Source organism: Paraburkholderia largidicola (genome assembly GCF_013426895.1).
Classification (GTDB): Bacteria; Pseudomonadota; Gammaproteobacteria; order Burkholderiales; family Burkholderiaceae; genus Paraburkholderia; species Paraburkholderia largidicola.
Window position 1 is genome coordinate 3080993 of sequence record NZ_AP023174.1, and the last position, 16390, is coordinate 3097382.

Genomic DNA, 16390 nt, shown 5'->3' on the forward strand with positions numbered 1-16390 from the left:
TCCGAAGTGAGGCGTGTGGAGCACTTGGGCCAACACACAGTTTGCCACCTGGGCGGCAGACGAATGTCTGGCGCGCCATGCTGTAACGCGGGAGCTTGAAGCGGGTGATGAGCACTGCAAGAGCGCTGGCAACGAGCGTGGGTCACGTGATTGCCGTGTGAAGCGTAAGAACCTGTGGGGGCCCTCAGGCAGGAACAAGAACTGGTGGTGTGAGCCGCTTTCTTTTGCCTACTTTTCTTTGCGGCGGCAAAGAAAAGTAGGTGCCGCCCCGCACAGGGGCAACGCTAGCAAACCAGAAGCAAAACGCGGATGCCAGAGCAAAAGACAGAACACCAACCGCCCGCGCCGCGAAGGCGCAAAAACAACAAAGCGCCTCCGCGTAATCAGCTCCTCAATCGACAGACTTGACCATATCCTCAATCACCTTCTTGGCATCGCCAAACACCATCATGGTCTTGTCCATATAGAACAGATCATTATCGAGCCCGGCATACCCCGCCGCCATCGAGCGTTTATTCACGATGACAGTCCGGGCCTTATAGGCCTCAATAATGGGCATACCCGCAATCGGCGACTTGGGATCGGTCTTGGCCGCAGGATTAACGACGTCATTCGCGCCGAGCACAAGAACCACATCGACCTGACCGAACTCGCCGTTGATGTCCTCCATCTCGTGAACGATCTCATACGGCACTTCAGCTTCAGCCAGCAGCACGTTCATATGCCCAGGCATACGCCCCGCAACAGGGTGAATCGCATACTTCACGTCCACGCCCTTCTCGATCAGCAGATCGGTCAGTTCCTTCAGCGCATGTTGAGCACGCGCCACAGCAAGACCATAACCCGGCACGATCACAACGGTCTCGGCATTGCCGAGCATGAACGACGCATCTTCCGCCGACCCCGACTTCACAGGCCGCTGCTCAGCCGACCCGCCCGCCGTCGCCGCGCCCGCTTCGCCGCCGAAGCCGCCCAGGATCACGTTGAAGAACGAGCGGTTCATCGCCTTGCACATGATGTACGACAGAATTGCACCCGAAGAACCCACCAGCGACCCGGCAATGATCAGCATCGCGTTGTTCAGCGAGAAGCCAATGCCCGCCGCCGCCCAGCCCGAGTACGAGTTCAGCATCGACACGACGACGGGCATGTCCGCCCCGCCGATCGGGATGATGATCAGCACGCCGAGCGCGAACGCGATCAGCGTCATGATGATGAACGGCAGCCACGATTGCGTGAGGAAGAAGATCACGCCGAAGCCGATCATCGCCAGCGCGAGCAGCAGGTTGATCAGATGCTGACCCGCATAGACGACAGGCGCGCCCTGGAAGAGCCGGAACTTGTATTTGCCCGACAGCTTGCCGAATGCAATCACCGAACCGCTAAACGTAATCGCGCCGACGAACGTGCCGATAAACAGCTCGATCCGGTTGCCATACGGCAGGAAGCCCGGAATGCCTTCCTCGGAGCCGAGACCGAACGCAGCCGGCTCCGACACCACCGCATACGCGATACACACGGCCGCCATACCGATCAGCGAGTGCATCGCCGCGACCAGTTCCGGCATCTTCGTCATCTCGACGCGCGCGGCAACGAACGCGCCGATCGCGCCGCCCACCACCAGCGCGACGAACACCAGCGACAGACCCAGCGACAGATTCGAGCCGAGCGCGGCCGCCTGCTTGGCGATCAGCGCAACGGTCGTGAGAATCGCGATCGCCATGCCGACCATGCCGAACATGTTGCCCGTGCGCGCGGTCTTCGGATTCGACAAGCCCTTGAGCGCCTGGATGAAACAGACGGAGGCGATCAGATAAAGGAGCGTAACGACGTTCAGACTCATTTATGCACCCTCCTTGGGCCCAGCAATCTTCTTCGGCTCTTTCTTCTTGAACATCTCCAGCATTCGCCTGGTCACGAGGAACCCGCCGAACACGTTCACCGCGGCAAGCGCAACGGCAATCGTGCCGAAGAACTTGCCCGTGCCGCCGACCGTGAGGCCAGCCGCGAGCATCGCGCCGACGATGACAATCGCCGAAATCGCGTTGGTCACGGCCATCAGCGGCGTATGCAGCGCCGGCGTCACGTTCCAGACGACGTGGTAGCCGACGTAGATCGCCAGCACGAAAATGATCAGGTTGATCACGGTATGGTTGATGACTTCCATCAGAGTCTCCTGTCGACCAGAGTTCGCGCTTTAGCGCTGACTCTCGTCACATGCACGTTAGTGCGCTATGCCTTGCGCGTGACTTCGCCGTCGCGCGCCACCAGCGTGGCCGCGACGATGTCGTCCGCGAGATCGATATTGAGTGCGCCTTCCTTCGTGACGATCAGCTTCATGAAGTCGAGCAGATTGCGGGCGTACAGTGCCGAGGCGTCCGACGCGACCATCGACGCGAGGTTCGTATACCCCGCGATCGTCACGCCATGCTTGACGACGACCTTGTCGGCCTCCGTCAGCGGGCAGTTGCCGCCCCGCTGGCCTTCGTATTCGGGCCCGCGTCCCGCGGCAAGGTCGATGAGAACCGTACCCGGTTTCATGGCCTGCACGGTTTCGACGGAGATCAGCGTCGGCGCGGGGCGCCCAGGAATCAGCGCGGTGGAGATCACGATATCGGCCTGCTTCGCCCGCTCGTGAACCAGCGCCGACTGGCGAGTGAGCCACGACGGCGGCATCGGCCGGGCGTAGCCGCCGACGCCTTCGGCCGCTTCGCGTTCCTCATCGGTTTCGTAAGGCACGTCGAGAAATTTGCCGCCGAGCGATTCGATCTGCTCCTTCACGGCAGGACGCACGTCCGACGCTTCGATCACGGCGCCAAGGCGCTTCGCGGTCGCGATCGCCTGCAGGCCTGCGACGCCCGCGCCGAGAATCAGCACGCGCGCGGCTTTCACGGTGCCTGCCGCCGTCATCAGCATCGGCATGAAGCGCGGGTAAAGATCGGCGGCGAGCAACACCGCTTTGTAGCCCGCAATGTTGGCTTGAGACGACAGTACGTCGAGGCTTTGCGCACGTGTGGTGCGCGGCGCGGCTTCGAGCGCGAACGCAGTTATTCCCGCGGCTGCAAGCTTTGATGCGTTCTCGACATTAAACGGCTCCAGCATGCCGACCAGCACCGCACCGCGTTTAAGAAGCGGGAGTTCTGAATCGGTGGGGCTTTGAACCTTGAGAACGATCTCTGCGCCGAACGCGGTCGGCGCATCGACGAGTTCTGCGCCCGCAGCTGCGTACGCGTCGTCCAGATAGCTCGCGGCCGTTCCTGCGCCGCTCTGTACGGTAACCCTGTGGCCCTGCGACACGTACTTCTTGACCGTCTCGGGCGTCGCGGCGACGCGTGTTTCGTACGGCCGCGTCTCGGCTGGCACTCCGATGTGCATCGTGAATCCTCCTCGACCATCCTGTTATGAAAATCTGGAATCGCCGACGAGGGGCAACGCCGGCAATGCAAAAGGCAAGTGCAACGGCTACGCACGGCTGGGGCTTCAGCCACGATGTCCACTTTAACCGAAGTCCAGGGGCAGATCGAAATTGGTATCGATCCCGGTATTCAGGAACACGATCCTTATGTCTTTCCGTGCCTTTTGCATCGATATGTGCTAGTGCGAGGCGGTCCGTTCTCCGCCGGCGCCGGCAAGCCCGGGCCATAAACGGTAAAATGCCGTCCCATGAAACCGGAAACCTGGGCTCCGCATGTCACGGTGGCGGCTGTCGTCGAACGCGATGGGCGCTTCCTGCTGGTCGAAGAACATACGCCCGCCGGGCTGCGTCTGAACCAGCCCGCCGGCCATCTGGAAGCAGGCGAGACGCTGACGCAGGCCGTCATCCGCGAAACGCTCGAAGAGACGGCGCAGTCATTCGCGCCCGCAGCGCTGGTTGGCGTCTATATGACGCATTTCAGCCGGCCCGACACCGTGGATGGTCCGCAAGACGGCGTCACGTATCTGCGCTTCACGTATTGCGGCTCGACGGACGGCGAACCTTCAGAGGCCCGTGCGCTCGATCCCGATATCGTGCGCACCGTCTGGATGAGCGCCGACGAACTGCGCGCGTGCCCCGAGCGGCATCGCACGCCGCTCGTGATGCAATGTATCGACGACTACCTCGCCGGCCGGCGTTTCCCGCTCGACTTCGTGCAAACGCATTCGGTCGGGCCCTCCCGATAGAACGCGTGCTTCGGCACGACACAGAGCAGTCAGGCAGAGTCACATGAGCAAACAGAAAGTGGTGGTAGGCATGTCGGGCGGCGTCGATTCGTCGGTCACGGCGTGGCTGCTGAAGGAACAGGGTTACGACGTGGTCGGCCTGTTCATGAAGAACTGGGAAGACGACGACGACAGCGAATACTGTTCGACGCGTCAGGACTGGATCGACGTCGTCTCGGTCGCGGACCTGATCGGCATCGACGTCGAGGCGGTCAACTTCGCGGCCGAATACAAGGACCGCGTGTTCGCCGAATTCCTGCGCGAGTATTCGGCGGGCCGCACGCCGAACCCGGACGTGCTGTGCAATGCCGAGATCAAGTTCAAGGCGTTCCTCGATCACGCGATGTCGCTCGGCGCGGAAACCATCGCGACGGGCCACTATGCGCGCGTGCGCGAAATCGACGGCCGTTTCGAGCTGCTGAAGGCCTTCGATCACACCAAGGACCAGTCGTACTTCCTGCATCGCCTGAACCAGGCGCAACTGTCGAAGACGCTGTTCCCGCTCGGCGAAATCCCCAAGACCAAGGTGCGCGAGATTGCCGAGCAGATCGGCCTGCCGAACGCGAAGAAAAAGGATTCGACGGGCATCTGCTTTATCGGCGAGCGGCCGTTCCGCGACTTCCTGAACCGCTATCTGCCGACCAAACCCGGCCCGATGAAGACCACCGAAGGCAAGACGGTCGGCGAGCACATCGGCCTCGCGTTCTATACGTTCGGGCAACGCAAGGGCATTGGCCTGGGCGGCAGCAAGGACGGTAGCGGCGAGCCGTGGTTCGTCGCGGGCAAGGACATCGCGTCGAACACGCTGTATGTCGCGCAGGGCCACGATCACCCGTGGCTGCTGAGCCATACGCTGACGGCGGGCAACACGAGCTGGGTCGCGGGCCACGCGCCCGAGGAAGGCCATGCGTGCGCGGCGAAGACGCGCTATCGCCAGGCCGATGCAGCATGCACGTTCGGGGCTGCCGACGGCGCCGACAAGAACGCGCTCTTTTCCCTTCATTTCACCGACGCCCAATGGGCTGTCACACCGGGGCAATCGGCCGTGCTCTACGATGGCGACGTGTGCCTCGGCGGCGGCATCATCGAACACGCGGCTACGGCTCAACCCGTCGTCCGCCAGCCTCAGAAGGCGGCGCTGCTGACCGCGCGCTGAGCCTTGCCGGGAAAGCCTCGCGGACACCTTCCGCGAGCTTTTCCCGCCGACATCGCTGCACTGATTCCCGCTTCGTTGTATCTTCCGGGCGACGGTTGTCCTGCCGCCCGCGTTTCGGCGCGCTGACGGTTCGCTTCATGTTCCGTCAAACAGGCCGTTAACTGGGCAAGAACAACCCGCCGTACCGTTTCGCAGCGCGATCCATCCCCACGGACGCCCGCTGTTTTCACGAGAAGACCCCGACGCAACCGGCGCCGGATGCTTCCGCTGCGAGGAATTCACCGCAATGGAGTTGTCATGTTTTCTCGACGTTATCTGGCGATGTGGGGTGCCATCCTGCTGCTGGCGGCCTGCGCCGCGCTCGCGGCAACCGGTCACATCGCATGGCTGTGGATCATCGTGCCCGTGCTGCTGGTCGCGCTCGGCGCCTACGATCTGACGCAGGAGCGCCACGCGATCCTGCGCAACTATCCGCTGTGGGGGCATTTCCGCTTCCTGTTCGAGTTCATCCGGCCTGAGATCCGCCAGTATTTCGTCGAAGACGACACCGAAGAAAAGCCGTTCTCGCGTGCGCAACGCAGCATCGTCTATCAGCGCGCGAAGAATGAAGTGGACAGCCGTCCTTACGGCACGGAAATCGACGTGAAGGCGACGGGCCACGAATTCATCAGCCATTCGCTCGTGCCGACCAAGCTCGACGGCCACGACTTTCGTGTCGTGGTCGGGGCGAACCGCGCGCAGCCGTATTCGATGTCGATCTTCAACATCTCCGCGATGAGCTTCGGCTCGCTGTCGGCGAACGCGATTATGGCGCTGAACCTCGGCGCGAAGAAAGGCAACTTCGCGCACGACACGGGCGAAGGCTCGATGTCGAAGTATCACCGCGAGCATGGCGGCGACATCATCTGGGAAATCGCATCGGGCTACTTCGGCTGCCGCAACGACGACGGCACGTTCAACGCCGACAAGTTCGCGAAGCAGGCCAGCGAGCCGCAAGTGAAGATGATCGAGGTAAAGCTGTCGCAAGGTGCGAAGCCGGGCCACGGTGGCGTGTTGCCCGCCGCGAAGATCACGCCCGAAATCTCCGAAACACGCGGCGTGCCGATGGGCCGCGATTGCATCTCGCCCGCCACGCACTCGGAGTTTTCGACGCCGCGCGAACTGCTCGAATTCGTCGAGCGTCTGCGCAACCTGTCGGGCGGCAAGCCAACGGGCTTCAAGCTGTGCATCGGGCATCCGTGGGAATTCTTCGGCATCGCCAAGGCAATGCTGGAAACGGGCATCCTGCCGGACTTCATCGTCGTCGACGGCGCGGAAGGCGGCACGGGCGCGGCGCCGCTCGAATTCACCGATCACATCGGCGTGCCGCTGCAGGAAGGGCTGCTGCTCGTGCACAACACGTTAGTTGGCGTCGGCTTGCGCGACAAGATTCGCATTGGCGCGAGCGGCAAGATGATTACGGCTTTCGATATCGCGAAGACGCTGGCGATCGGCGCTGACTGGGTGAATGCCGCGCGCGGGTTCATGTTCGCGGTTGGGTGTATTCAGGCGCAGACGTGTCATACGGGTCGTTGCCCGACGGGTGTTGCGACGCAGGACCCTGTGCGCCAGCGGGCGCTGATCGTTACCGACAAGTCGGACCGCGTGTTCAACTTTCATCACAACACGCTGCATGCGTTGCAGGAGATCGTTCAGGCTGCTGGCCTGCGGCATCCTGCTGATCTGCGTGCGCACCATATCGTGCGGCGGGTGTCGTCGTATGAGGTGCGGTTGATGTCGGATCTGCTGAAGTATCTCGAACCTGGCGATTTGCTGGTGGGGCAGTATCGTTATACGTTGTATGAGAAATGGTGGCCCGTGGCGCGGAGTGATTCGTTTGCGCCGGAACTCGAGTCGGCCACTGCGTAATGCTGGTTTTTTAGCGGGCATCCCGCGAGTTGGTTCTGGTTTGCTAGTGTCGCACTTTGGGCCGCTTCGGGTTTTGTGGCGGCATCCGCGTGATGTTATTGGTTCGCATGCGTTGCCCCTGTGCGGGGCGGCACCTACTTTTCTTTGCCGCCGCAAAGAAAAGTAGGCAAAAGAAAGCGGCTCACACCGCCAGTCCTTGTTCCTGCCTGAGGGCCCCCAAAGGGTCTTACACTTCACGCGTCAACCACGTGACCGACGTTCGTTGCCAGCGCTCTTGCGGTGCGCCTCACCCTCTTCACGCTCCCGCGCTACAGCACGCCGGCCCAGACAGTCCTCCGCCGCCCAGGTGGCAAACTGTGTGTAGGCCGTAGTGCTCCACACGCCTCACTTCGGACCGATAGCACACGCGTCCCACCTGTAAGAGCGCTTACTTACACGACGCGACAACCTACACAGAGTTTGCCACCTGGGCGGCACATACCATTCGCTGCCGCGCACCGTTGTACGGGTGCCTGAAGCGGGTGATGCGATTGTTCGAAGCGCTGGCAACGAGCATCGGCGAGGGCACTGCCGTGTGAAGCGCGGGGACGTTGGGGGCCCGTGGATAAACACACGGGCTGGCGGTGTGAGCCGCTTTCTTTTGCCTACTTTTCTTTGCGGCGGCAAAGAAAAGTAGGTGCCGCCCCGCACAGGGGCAACGCTTGCGAACCAATAACATCACGCGGATGCCAGCGCAAAGCAAAGCAAACCGAACTAAAACCGTCCACGCCTTGCGCAGCAAAAAAACCGTTACTGATTCGACGCGATGCGTTGCTGAATATGCTGCGCCCGCGCCGCCGACGCCGGATGCGAACTCAACATACTCGACTTCCCTCCATCGAGCTTCGCGAGTTTATTGAACGCGGTGACGAGACCAGCCGGGTTCTGGCCTTTCTTCTTCTGGATATCGAACGAATAATCGTCCGCCGCCGATTCCTGCGACTGCGAGAACTGCGCGTTGATCAGCTTCTCGGAGAAATCCCCAAGTTGCGACGACGAGATCGCGGCCGTGATACCGCCCGTCGACGACGCCACCGACCGCACCGCCGACGTCGCATACGCGACCTGCATCGCTTTCTTCGTGTGGCCAAGCGCCACGTGACCCATCTCATGACCGACGACGCCGCGCACTTCGTCGTCCGTCATCATGTCCATCAGACCGCTATAGACGCGCACGCAGCCGTTCGCCATCGCCCACGCGTTGACGTCCTTCGTGATGTAGACCTTGTAGTTGACGGGCACGCCGTTGATATTGTCGCCAAGCTGCGCGGCAATCTTGTTCAGGCGCTTCGTGTACGGGCTGCCGGCGGGCGCAATCTTGTTTTCCGCGTCGAGCTGCGCGCAGGACTTGTCGGACAGTGTGCGCACGTCGGCATCGGTGAGGGACGCAGCCTGCACGGCCTGCGAGCCGGACTGAACGAGGCTATTGGGATCGAGGCTCACCCCCGAACAGGCAGCGAGCACACCGCACGCGGCGGCGGCGAGAGCAACGCGGATCGTTTTCATGACGAACGTTCCCTTGACGATGTTATCGATGGTCGTGCGAGGGCGCCGTGCGCCCCGCCTGCTGCCGCGAACGAACGCAAACCCGCGCGCCGCGACGGCTTCATCCGGACAGACGCCCAAAGAAAAAGCGCCTGACAGGCAGGCGCTTTTTTAACATATCGAAAGGTCTTTTCGTGGAAAACGAAAGCTTCCTTAACACTCCGTCACTCGCATGCGACATTCACGCGGCGTTTCCATGCGCGATGAATCGCTGGGCCACGGATCACGTCAATACAGTGTCGATGAACGACTGACGCTGCGACAGCTTCTGATAGTGCTTGTCGAGATTCGGATGCTGTTCGCGCCAGTTCAATTGCGGCATGCGGAAGTCGAGATAGCCCAGCGCGCAGCCGACGGCCACGTCGGCGAGCGTGTAGTGATTGCCCGCGCACCACGCCTTCGCGGCGAGCCCTTGCGCCATCGCGATCAGGCCGTCGTCGATCTTGTGACGCTGGCGCGCAATCCACGATTTGCTGCGATGCGCTTCTTCACGCAGCACGCCTTCGAGGCGGATCAGCACCGCGGCGTCCATGATGCCGTCCGCCAGCGCTTCCCAGCAGCGCACTTCGACGCGCTCGCGGCCCGACTGCGGCACGAGCTTGCACACGGGCGACAGCGTGTCGACGTATTCGCAGATCACGCGCGAGTCGAACACGGCCGCACCGTCTTCCATCACGAGACACGGCACCTTGCCGATCGGGTTGTACTCGTGGATGGCCGTGTCGTCGGCCCAGACGTTTTCGAGTTCGAGCTTGTAGTCGATTTTCTTTTCGGCGAGCACGATCCGCGCCTTGCGGACAAATGGGCTCGACAGCGAACCGATGAGTTTCATTACATCCTGCCTTGGATTGAAATTGGGCGAAAGTATAAGTGCGCGGGCGCGCGCTGGAAGGTTTTCCGTGCGCTGCGCGCTGCGCTTCGCCCTGCCGGCGCGCCGGGTTGTAGACAGATTGCAACAATGCCGGCCGCGGGCGGGACCGTCTACCTGGCCTGATAGCCAAGGCTCACGCGCGGCCAGGAGCCACCCGGAAGCGTTTCCCGTTGGGCGATACAATCGCAACATTGCCGCGCGGCGAATGACCTTGCCTGCCGCGCCGCCCTCCACCACGCACGATGAACCGCCGACTGCACTCATGACCGATCTGACTCCGGCAACCGATATCTACCGTCAGCGCCGCGCGCGCGTACTCGATGCGCTGCGCGCCGCGGGCGGCGGCGTCGCCATCGTTCCGACCGCGCCCGAAGTGCTGCGCAACCGGGACGCCGACTATCCGTACCGGCACGACAGCTACTTCTACTATCTGACGGGCTTCACCGAACCGGAAGCGATGCTCGTGCTCGACGCGAGCGCCAGGCAGGACGAGCCCGCGGCGATCCTGTTCTGCCGCGCGAAGAACGCGGAGCGCGAGACGTGGGAAGGCTTCCGCTTCGGCCCCGAAGGCGCGCGCGAAGCATTCGGCTTTGACGCCGCCTTTGCCTTCGACGAAATCGACGCCCAGTTGCCTCGCATCATCGCCGACAAGCCCGCGCTGCACTATGCGCTGGGCGCGTCGGAACAGTTCGACGGCAAGGTGCGCCAGTGGCTCGACGCGGTGCGCATGCAAGGCAGAAGCGGCGTGCTCGCGCCATCGGCGGTGCATGATCTGCTGCCACTGCTCGACGAGATGCGCCTCGTGAAGGACGATCACGAACTCGCGATCATGCGCCGTGCTGCCGCGATCTCTGCCCAGGCGCATCGGCGCGCGATGGCGGCATGCCGGCCCGGCGTGCGCGAATACGAACTCGAAGCGGAACTGCTCTACATATTCCGCAAGCACGGCGCGCAGGCACCGGCGTACGGCTCGATCGTCGCCGCGGGCGCCAACGCTTGCGTGCTGCACTATCCGGCCGGCAACGCAGTCGCGCAGGACGGCGATCTGATCCTGATCGACGCCGCATGCGAACTCGACGGCTACGCGTCAGACATCACGCGCACCTTCCCCGCGAGCGGCCGCTTCACGCCCGCGCAGCGCGAGCTTTACGACATCGTGCTGGCCGCGCAGCAGGCCGCGATCGATGCGACGAAAGCAGGCGCGAACTTCGACGCGCCGCATCAGGCCGCGGTGCGCGTGCTCGCGCAAGGGCTGCTCGACACAGGCATTCTCAATCGCGATCTGTTCGCGGGCGTCGATGAAGTCATCGAAGAGCGTGCGTATGCGCGCTTCTACATGCATCGCACGGGACATTGGCTCGGCATGGACGTGCACGATGCGGGCGACTATCGCGAGCGCGGCGCGCCTGCCGATGAAACCGGCGCGCTACCCTGGCGCACGCTGAAGCCGGGCATGACGCTGACGATCGAGCCGGGCCTTTACATCCGCGCCGCCGACGACGTGCCCGAAAAGTACTGGAACATCGGCATCCGCATCGAGGACGACGCGATCGTCACGGCAACCGGCTGCGAGCTGATGACGCGCGACGTGCCCGTCGACGCGGACGAAATCGAAGCGCTGATGCAGCAGGCGCAACCCGCGCAGAAGGCCGGCGTGGCCTGAGCGCAAGGAACAGACAAGAAGATGAGCGAAGTCCACCCGGCGGCGAACACGCCCGCCCTTCCTTCGAGCAGCGAGCCCTACGACTACGACGTGACGATCGTCGGCGCGGGGCCGGTCGGTCTTGCGCTCGCGGGCTGGCTCGCGCGGCGCAGCGCAACGCAGAAGCTGAACGTGGCGCTGATCGACGCGCGCGAGCCGGAAGATTCGGTTGCCGACCCGCGCGCAATTGCCGTATCGCATGGCAGCCGGATGATTCTCGAGCCGCTCGCCTGGCCATCCGACGCAACCGCGATCCAGCGCATTCACGTCTCGCAGCGTGGTCATTTCGGGCGCACGCTGATCGATCACTCGGAGCACGGCCTGCCCGCGCTCGGCTACGTGCTGCGATATGGCTCGATCGTCCACGCACTCGCCGAGACCGTGCGCGCGACGCCCGTGCACTGGTTCAAATCGACGAAAGCGCAGGCGCCGCAGCAACTGGAAGACGACGGCGTGCTGCTGCCGATCGAAAGCGCGCACGTCACGCGCACGCTGCGCACGCGCATTCTGGTGAACGCCGAAGGCGGCCTGTTCGGCGAACAGCAGGCGGGCTCCGGCGAAACGCGTGATTACGGGCAAACCGCGCTGGTCGGCACGGTGACGCTGTCGTCGCCGCAGCCGCATGTCGCGTGGGAACGCTTTACGTCGCAAGGTCCGATTGCGCTCCTGCCGACGGGCGGCGTGCGCGGCGCGGACTACGCGCTCGTCTGGTGCTGCGCGCCGGAACAGGCGGCGCGCCGCGCGCAGTTACCCGACGAAGACTTTCTGCGCGAACTCGGCGCCGAGTTCGGCGACCGGATGGGCCGTTTCGTGCAGATCAAGGGGCGCGCGTCGTTCCCGCTCGGGCTGAACACCGTCGATACGCTCGTCAAGGGCAACGTCGTCGCGATCGGCAATGCGGCGCAAACGCTGCATCCCGTCGCGGGCCAGGGGCTGAATCTCGGCTTGCGCGATGCGCACGCGCTCGCCGACGCGCTGTCGCACTACGGCGCGACGCGCAGCGCGTTGATCGCATTCGCGCAGCGCCGCGCGCTCGACCGCCGTATGACGATCGGCGCAACCGACACGCTCGCCCGCCTCTTCACGATCGACTTTCCGCCGCTCGCGGCGCTGCGTGGTCTCGCCCTCACGGCGCTCGAGTTCGTGCCGCCCGTGAAGACGGCGCTCGCCCGCCAGATGATGTTCGGGCAACGCCGCTAGCGCGTTGCGACATCGCGAAAAAGTGGTCACCGTTCTATGAGCGCGGCCACTTTCATAGAAGATTTAATGAGTTACCTCAGGCGCGGTTCGATCTGGGTCAGCGCGTTAACGGTAAAATAGCGGTTTTCCCTCGTATTTTGCGGTACGTACGGTGCGCGATTTCCACGATTTCGACGCACCTCACGTTCGCCGCCGATGTCCGCTATGCCCACTCTCGGCTCCCACACACTGCGCAACAATCTGTTCGTCGCCCCCATGGCGGGCGTGACCGACCGGCCGTTCCGCCAGCTCTGCAAGCGCATGGGCGCGGGCTATGCGGTGTCGGAGATGGTGGCGTCGAACGCGCAGTTGTGGAAAAGCGAAAAGACGATGCGCCGCGCCAACCACACGGGCGAGGTCGAGCCGATCGCGGTGCAGATCGCGGGCGCCGACCCGCAGATGATGGCCGAAGCCGCGCGCTACAACGTCGCGAACGGCGCACAGATCATCGACATCAACATGGGCTGCCCGGCCAAGAAGGTCTGCAATGTCGCGGCCGGTTCGGCGCTGCTGCAGAACGAGCCGCTCGTGCAGCGAATCGTCGAAGCCGTGGTGAATGCCGTCGGCGTCGGTCCGGATGCGGTGCCCGTCACGCTGAAAATCCGCACCGGCTGGGACCGCGACAACAAAAACGCGCTGACCATCGCGAGTCTGGCCGAAAGCGCCGGCATTTCGATGCTGACGGTGCACGGCCGCACGCGCGCCGACCTGTATCACGGCGAAGCGGAGTACGAAACGATCGCCGCCGTGAAGGCCGCGGTGAAGATCCCCGTCGTCGCGAACGGCGACATCACGTCGCCGCACAAGGCGCGCGAAGTGCTGGCCGCGACGGGCGCGGACGCCATCATGATCGGCCGCGCCGCGCAGGGGCGTCCGTGGCTGTTCCGCGAGATCGAACATTTCCTGTTGACGGGCGAGTTGATGGAAGCGCCGCGCATCGACGAAATCCAGCAGGTGATGAACGAGCACCTCGAAGATCACTACGCGTTCTACGGCGAATTTACGGGCGTTCGCACTGCGCGCAAGCACATCGGCTGGTACACTCGCGGCCTTTCTGGCGCCAACGTGTTCCGCCACCGTATGAATACGCTGGACACGACGCGCGAACAACTGCTCGCCGTCAACGAATTCTTCGACGCACAAAAGGCGATTTCGGACCGCCTCGTGTACGTCGACAACGAAGTCAACAACGACGGTGAGCAGGACCAAACCGACCGACTAGCAGCATGAGCAAGCACAATATCGAACAATGTGTCCGCGATAGCCTGGGGATGTACTTCCAGGATCTCGACGGCTCCAATCCGCACGACGTCTACGACATGGTGATTTCGTGCGTCGAAAAACCGTTGCTCGAGGTGGTGCTCGAGCAGGCCGGCGGCAATCAGTCGCTGGCAGCCGAGTATCTCGGCATCAACCGCAATACGCTGCGCAAGAAACTGCAACAGCACGGCCTGCTGTAGTTTCGGCGCCCTGCCACGCCTTTCATCGGCTTTTGTTCTCATCATGATCAAGCAAGCGCTCATCTCCGTTTCCGACAAGTCCGGCATCGTCGATTTCGCGAAATCGTTGTCGGACCTCGGCGTCAAGATCCTGTCGACGGGCGGCACCGCGAAACTGCTCGCGGACGCCGGCCTTCCCGTTACCGAAGTGGCCGACTACACGGGCTTTCCGGAAATGCTGGATGGGCGCGTGAAGACGTTGCACCCGAAGGTGCACGGCGGCATCCTCGCCCGCCGCGATCTGCCCGAGCACATGGCCGCGCTCGAAAAGCACGACATTCCCACCATCGATCTGCTCGTCGTGAACCTGTATCCGTTCGTGCAGACGATCTCGAAGGAAGAGTGCTCGCTGGAAGACGCGATCGAGAACATCGATATCGGCGGACCGACCATGCTGCGTTCGGCAGCGAAGAATCACCGCGACGTGACCGTCGTGGTCGATCCCGCTGACTACGCAACCGTGCTCGAAGAAATGCGCGCGAACGGCAACACGGTCGGCTACAAGACCAACTTCCGCCTCGCGACCAAGGTGTTCGCGCACACCGCGCAGTACGACGGCGCGATCACGAACTACCTGACGAGCCTCACGGAAGAACTGCAGCACCGCGAGCGCAACACGTACCCCGCCACCTTCAACCTCGCGTTCGACAAGGTGCAGGACTTGCGCTACGGCGAGAACCCGCACCAGAGCGCAGCGTTCTATCGCGACATCGTGGTGCCCGCTGGCGCACTGGCGAACTATCGCCAGTTGCAGGGCAAGGAACTGTCGTACAACAACATCGCCGACTCCGACGCCGCGTGGGAATGCGTGAAGACGTTCGACGCGCCTGCCTGCGTGATCATCAAGCACGCGAACCCGTGCGGCGTGGCTGTCGGCGCGAACCCGCACGAAGCGTATTCGAAGGCGTTCCAGACGGATCCGACGTCGGCGTTCGGCGGCATCATCGCGTTCAACCGCGAAGTCGACGAAACGGCGGCCCAGGCTGTCGCGAAGCAGTTCGTCGAAGTGCTGATCGCACCGTCGTTCAGCGATGCAGCGAAGCAGGTGTTCGCGGCCAAGCAGAACGTGCGTCTGCTCGAAATCGCGCTGGGCGAAGGCCACAACGCGTTCGATCTGAAGCGCGTGGGCGGCGGTCTGCTCGTGCAATCGCTCGATGCGAAAAACGTGCAGCCGCACGAACTGCGCGTCGTGACGAAGCGTCACCCGACACCCAAGGAAATGGACGATCTGCTGTTCGCTTGGCGCGTCGCGAAGTTCGTCAAGTCGAACGCGATCGTGTTCTGCGCGAACGGCATGACGATGGGCGTCGGCGCGGGCCAGATGAGCCGCGTGGACTCGGCGCGCATCGCGAGCATCAAGGCGCAGAACGCGGGCCTGACGCTGTCGGGCACGGCCGTGGCATCGGATGCGTTCTTCCCGTTCCGCGACGGTCTCGACGTGGTCGTGAACGCAGGCGCGACCTGCGTGATCCAGCCGGGCGGCTCGATGCGCGACGACGAAGTGATCGCCGCCGCCGACGAGCACAACATCGCGATGGTCGTGACGGGCATCCGCCACTTCCGCCACTGATCGGCTGACCTGCTTCTTCTGAAACGGCCCGGCAGTTGCAACTGCCGGGCCGTTTTGCATTTCGCGTTTGACGTTGTGCCGTTGTAGTATCGCAGGCACTGAATAAGCACGGCACCTATGAGAATTCTCGGCATCGACCCAGGCTTGCGCGTCACCGGTTTCGGCGTGATCGATCAGTCCGGCCATCAGCTGACTTACGTGACGAGCGGCGTCATCAAGACCGCCGATGCCGATCTGCCGTCACGCCTGGGCACCATATTCGAGGGTATTTCCACGCTGATCCGCCAGCATGCGCCGGACCAGTCGGCGATCGAAAAGGTGTTCGTGAACGTGAATCCGCAATCGACGCTGTTGCTCGGCCAGGCGCGCGGCGCCGCGATCTGCGGCCTGGTGGCGGGCGGCGTGCCGGTTGCCGAATACACCGCGTTGCAATTGAAGCAAGCCGTTGTCGGCTACGGACGCGCGACCAAAGAGCAGATGCAGCAGATGGTCGTGCGTCTGTTGTGTCTATCCGGTATTCCGTCAACGGATGCCGCCGATGCGCTCGGCATGGCGATTTGCCACGCACATGGCGGCGGCACGTTGAGCACGCTGGGCGGCATTGCGCCGGCGCTCGCGAAGAAAGGCTTGCGGGTGCGGCGCGGGCGGCTGATCGGCTAGA

At 63.1% G+C, this 16390-nt stretch carries 14 protein-coding genes; 9 read left to right on the top strand and 5 right to left on the bottom strand.

The window, feature by feature from the left end; translation table 11 throughout:
• Positions 1–391: 391 nt before the first annotated feature.
• The 3 genes from PPGU16_RS13630 to PPGU16_RS13640 form a co-directional block, all read right to left on the bottom strand.
• Complete coding sequence (locus PPGU16_RS13630) at positions 392–1843, bottom strand: NAD(P)(+) transhydrogenase (Re/Si-specific) subunit beta (protein ID WP_180720448.1); 1452 nt, start codon at positions 1841–1843, stop codon at positions 392–394.
• Positions 1844–2167 (bottom strand): NAD(P) transhydrogenase subunit alpha part 2, encoded by a 324-nt coding sequence (locus PPGU16_RS13635; RefSeq protein ID WP_180720449.1) that lies wholly within the window; start codon positions 2165–2167, stop codon positions 1844–1846.
• Between the two features lie 65 nt (positions 2168–2232).
• Positions 2233–3375: a Re/Si-specific NAD(P)(+) transhydrogenase subunit alpha gene (locus PPGU16_RS13640; protein WP_180720450.1), complete on the bottom strand. Its 1143-nt coding sequence runs from the start codon at positions 3373–3375 to the stop codon at positions 2233–2235.
• 288 nt (positions 3376–3663) lie between these two features.
• Between PPGU16_RS13640 and PPGU16_RS13645 the strand changes: the two genes are divergently transcribed.
• The 3 genes from PPGU16_RS13645 (at position 3664) to PPGU16_RS13655 (ending at position 7264) form a co-directional block, all read left to right on the top strand.
• A complete protein-coding gene (locus PPGU16_RS13645) occupies positions 3664–4161 on the top strand; it encodes an NUDIX hydrolase (RefSeq protein ID WP_180720451.1) in 498 nt (165 codons plus the stop codon).
• 43 nt (positions 4162–4204) lie between these two features.
• The gene (gene mnmA / locus PPGU16_RS13650; RefSeq protein ID WP_180720452.1) at positions 4205–5356 is read left to right on the top strand and encodes a tRNA 2-thiouridine(34) synthase MnmA; all 1152 of its coding nucleotides are present in this window, start codon (positions 4205–4207) and stop codon (positions 5354–5356) included.
• Positions 5357–5653: 297 nt separating this feature from the next.
• Positions 5654–7264, top strand: coding sequence for an FMN-binding glutamate synthase family protein (locus tag PPGU16_RS13655; protein ID WP_180720453.1), 1611 nt, complete (start codon positions 5654–5656; stop codon positions 7262–7264).
• Between the two features lie 789 nt (positions 7265–8053).
• On the opposite strand, the gene loiP is transcribed toward PPGU16_RS13655, so the two are convergent.
• Both loiP and PPGU16_RS13665 read right to left on the bottom strand, forming a co-directional pair.
• Positions 8054–8809, bottom strand: coding sequence for a metalloprotease LoiP (gene loiP / locus PPGU16_RS13660; protein WP_180720454.1), 756 nt, complete (start codon positions 8807–8809; stop codon positions 8054–8056).
• 262 nt (positions 8810–9071) lie between these two features.
• Positions 9072–9680 (bottom strand): glutathione S-transferase N-terminal domain-containing protein, encoded by a 609-nt coding sequence (locus PPGU16_RS13665; protein ID WP_180720455.1) that lies wholly within the window; start codon positions 9678–9680, stop codon positions 9072–9074.
• Positions 9681–9981: 301 nt separating this feature from the next.
• Here PPGU16_RS13665 and PPGU16_RS13670 point away from each other — a divergent pair, with 301 nt between their 5' ends.
• The 6 genes from PPGU16_RS13670 (at position 9982) to ruvC (ending at position 16389) form a co-directional block, all read left to right on the top strand.
• Positions 9982–11382, top strand: a complete 1401-nt coding sequence (locus tag PPGU16_RS13670; RefSeq protein WP_180720456.1) for an aminopeptidase P N-terminal domain-containing protein — start codon at positions 9982–9984, stop codon at positions 11380–11382.
• Between the two features lie 21 nt (positions 11383–11403).
• Positions 11404–12621 (top strand): UbiH/UbiF/VisC/COQ6 family ubiquinone biosynthesis hydroxylase, encoded by a 1218-nt coding sequence (locus tag PPGU16_RS13675; protein ID WP_180720457.1) that lies wholly within the window; start codon positions 11404–11406, stop codon positions 12619–12621.
• Between the two features lie 204 nt (positions 12622–12825).
• Positions 12826–13890 carry a tRNA dihydrouridine synthase DusB gene (gene dusB / locus PPGU16_RS13680; protein ID WP_180720458.1) on the top strand — a complete coding sequence of 355 codons (1065 nt, stop codon included), beginning with the start codon at positions 12826–12828 and terminating at the stop codon, positions 13888–13890.
• Complete coding sequence (locus PPGU16_RS13685; RefSeq protein WP_007587477.1) at positions 13887–14120, top strand: Fis family transcriptional regulator; 234 nt, start codon at positions 13887–13889, stop codon at positions 14118–14120. Before dusB ends, PPGU16_RS13685 begins: the two co-directional genes overlap by 4 nt.
• A gap of 43 nt (positions 14121–14163) precedes the next feature.
• Positions 14164–15729, top strand: a complete 1566-nt coding sequence (purH, locus tag PPGU16_RS13690) for a bifunctional phosphoribosylaminoimidazolecarboxamide formyltransferase/IMP cyclohydrolase (RefSeq protein ID WP_180720459.1) — start codon at positions 14164–14166, stop codon at positions 15727–15729.
• 117 nt (positions 15730–15846) lie between these two features.
• The gene (gene ruvC / locus PPGU16_RS13695; RefSeq protein ID WP_007587471.1) at positions 15847–16389 is read left to right on the top strand and encodes a crossover junction endodeoxyribonuclease RuvC; all 543 of its coding nucleotides are present in this window, start codon (positions 15847–15849) and stop codon (positions 16387–16389) included.
• Position 16390: the final 1 nt, after the last annotated feature.